The following is a 2812-nucleotide window of genomic DNA, read 5'->3' on the forward strand; positions in this document are numbered from 1 at the left end:
CCCGGGCGCCGGGGTGCCGAAGTCCCGCAGCAGGGTGCGCCAGGCGCGGTAGGCCTCGGCGGTGGTGACCTTCTGCTCGGTCAGTGCCAGGCGTCGCAGGCGACCAGGTGGTCGTCCATGTTGTAGATACACGCACGGACCCAGTTGCCGGGGCCGTCGTAGATGCTGTCGCCCCAGGCACTGGTGTTCACCACCGTGCTGAGAATGCCGTCCCAGGTGCTGCCGCCGTCGTAGGACCGGTCCATGTAGGTGTCGAAGTTGTGGTTGGCGGAGTAGCCCTGCTGGGTCGCCCACTCGTGGTGGTTCTTGTCCAGGGTGGTGGCGAGGGTCCACCAGCCCCAGCCGGCGCTGTCGCACTGGGACCAGTACACGCCGATGACGCAGTTGTGGTCGGTGGCGGCCTGCGGGCTGACGTTGAGCCGGGTGTCCTCCTTGCGGTTCTTGGCCTCGTCGGCGAGCGCGATCTTCATCTGGTCCATGGCCGTGCGCTGCGCCGGGGTGAGGACGGCCTTCCCCTGGTTGCCGCCGATGATGACCGGGTTGTCGAACGATCCGAGCGGGGCCTGCGGGTTGTAGCTGTGGTGGCCGGCAGCGGCCTTGACGGGGGAGGCGGCGTTCGCCGGGGCGGCGAGCGTGCCCAGCGTCGTGGTGGCGGCGACGGCCGCGAGAACGGCGGCGAGCTTGATGCGGATGGTCATGGGCGATCCCTCTTCTTCTCCCGGCGGACGCTGGCGGCGGCACGGCGTGGAGGGGCAACTCCCCACCGCTGAACGGCGCTTACGTCGGCTTGTGGTCTCCAGCGCCATGAAATCTAGGCCCGGTCGCCGCGCTCTGGTGAGCCTGCCGTGCAGAGCCTGTCGACAGTGCGTGCAGTGCGGGCCGGAGGGCGTTCGCCCGGTGCTCGGTCGGCGTGATGCCGTACGCCTCGCGGAACGCGCGGCTGAAGACGGTGGCGTTGGGGAAGCCCCAGCGGCCCGCGATCGTCTGGACGGGGTGGTTCCTCAGCTCGTGGCGCGCGAGGTCGGCGTGGCAGCGTTCGAGCCTGCGTCGGCGGATGGTGGCCGCGACGCTGACGGGTTGCCCCTCGAAGAGCGCGTAGAGGCCGCGCAGGGAGATGTTGTGCCGGTCGGCGATGGCCTGGGGCGTCAGGTCCGGGTCGCCGAGGTTGTGCTCGATGAAGCCGGTGATCCGCTGCCGCATGGCCTGGGCGCGGGCCTCGGCCGGTGCCTCGCCCAGGGCTCCGAGATGCGGGGCCAGGCAGGCGGTGGCCAGGTCGACGGCGATGGCTCCCAGGCGTTTGGTCTCCTCGGCCGGGCAGTCCGGGCCGTGGGTGACGAGTGCGGCCAGGAAGTCGGCGAGGATCGCTCCCGTTCCCCCGGTCACGGGGATGGGCTGTGCGAGGAGGCGGTTCGCCCTGCTCGGCTGCAGCGGCAGGACGGACCGGGGTATCTCCAGCACGATCGCCTGCACGAGCCCTCCCTCGGAGGCGCCGGTGTTCTCCGGGTCGCGTGGGGTGTCCGTCCGTAACGGGTCCCCCGGGATCACCGCCCCGGGACCGGGCCGGGGCACCCGGAGGGCGCGTTGCGTCGTCAGCACCAGCTGGTACTGCTCGGGGTCACCCCGCGGGACGCGGAACGGAGTGCGATGTGACCGGACCGGCGAGAAGGCGAACGTCGACACCTGTACGGGCCCCAGCCCCAGGTTCGTGATGCCGGCACGGAAGCCGGCCAGGTGTTCCGTGCCGAGCGCGACGAGCATCAGCTCACCGGACACGGTCCTGCTCGGCACCGTCCCCCCGGACACCGCCTCACCCGGCACCGGCTCACCGGACCGGGTGAACCTGTCCGCCGACGGCACGGCGGCCGCCGGTGCGCTGCACGATCCCACGAAACCCTCCAGATGCTCACGGTGTGACAGGAACCCGGTCCTCCCGCCGGCGGCGGTGCACGCCTGCCGGCGACCGGACCGGTCGATGGCCGGTCCGGCCTCGCTTCAGTACGCGACCGTGAAGCGCGTGCGGTGGTGGGCGGGCCGCTCGGCCTCGTCGAGCAGGGCGACGGCGAGGTCCTCCATCGAGATGGCGGAGGTGCCGTCGGCGTCGACCAGCAGTTCGTCGCGGCCGAGCCGGTAGCGGCCGGTGCGCTCGCCCGGCGCGAGGAGGGCGGCGGGGCTGAGGTAGGCCCAGTCGACCTCGGTGTCGGCGCGGCACAGGGCGAGCTGCTCGCCGCAGGCCTGGGCGATGGGCAGCCAGGAGGGCGGGAAGGCGGGGTCGTCGACGACGGTGGCGCCGTCGCCGCCCGGCAGGGTGAGGCTGCCGGCGCCGCCGACGAGCAGCAGGCGCACGCCCGTCCCGGCCAGGCCGGCCAGCAGGCCCTTGGTGGCGGTGGCGAGTTCGGACTCGCTGCCGGGGGCCGGGCGGGTGGCGCTGATCACCACGTCCTGGCCGGTGGCCAGCCGGGTGACGTCCTCGGGGTTGCGGGCGTCGCCGGTGGCGATGGTGGCGGCGTCGGGCAGGCCGTGCGGCCGGGCGGGGTCGCGGAGGACGGCGGTGACCTGGTGGCCGCGGGCGACGGCCTCGGCCACCACCCGGCTGCCGACGTTGCCGGTGGCGCCGAAGACGGTGGTGCGCATGGGGTTCTCCACTTCGGGAAGGGGGACGTGCGGGTCTCGGGTGTTGCACGCGCCCACACGGTGCTGTCCGCGTCAGGCGGCGTGCGCGTTCAGGTGGTGTGCGTGCTCAGCGGGCGCGCTCGGGCACCGGCTGTTGCACCGCGCCGGGGTCGGCCGGCGCGGGCTGTCCGGCCGCCGGGAG

3 protein-coding genes are annotated in these 2812 nt (G+C 73.3%); all 3 read right to left on the reverse strand.

Annotation, left to right across the window (positions count from 1 at the left end):
* Positions 1-80: 80 nt before the first annotated feature.
* The 3 genes from ABZ885_RS38685 to ABZ885_RS38695 all read right to left on the reverse strand — a co-directional run bounded on the left by ABZ885_RS38685 (position 81) and on the right by ABZ885_RS38695 (position 2631).
* Complete coding sequence (locus ABZ885_RS38685; protein WP_360199519.1) at positions 81-698, reverse strand: hypothetical protein; 618 nt, start codon at positions 696-698, stop codon at positions 81-83.
* Between the two features lie 79 nt (positions 699-777).
* A complete protein-coding gene (locus ABZ885_RS38690) occupies positions 778-1773 on the reverse strand; it encodes a helix-turn-helix domain-containing protein (protein ID WP_360199521.1) in 996 nt (331 codons plus the stop codon).
* 219 nt (positions 1774-1992) lie between these two features.
* A complete protein-coding gene (locus tag ABZ885_RS38695; protein ID WP_360199523.1) occupies positions 1993-2631 on the reverse strand; it encodes an NAD(P)H-binding protein in 639 nt (212 codons plus the stop codon).
* Positions 2632-2812: the final 181 nt, after the last annotated feature.

It is taken from the genome of Kitasatospora sp. NPDC047058, assembly GCF_040643935.1.
Classification (GTDB): Bacteria; Actinomycetota; Actinomycetes; order Streptomycetales; family Streptomycetaceae; genus Kitasatospora.

Bases quoted from the DNA above. Each gene is read 5' to 3' on its own strand.
- ABZ885_RS38685 (WP_360199519.1), bottom strand. From the start codon at position 698: ATGACCATCCGCATCAAGCTCGCCGCCGTTCTCGCGGCCGTCGCCGCC.
- ABZ885_RS38695 (WP_360199523.1), bottom strand. From the start codon at position 2,631: ATGCGCACCACCGTCTTCGGCGCCACCGGCAACGTCGGCAGCCGGGTG.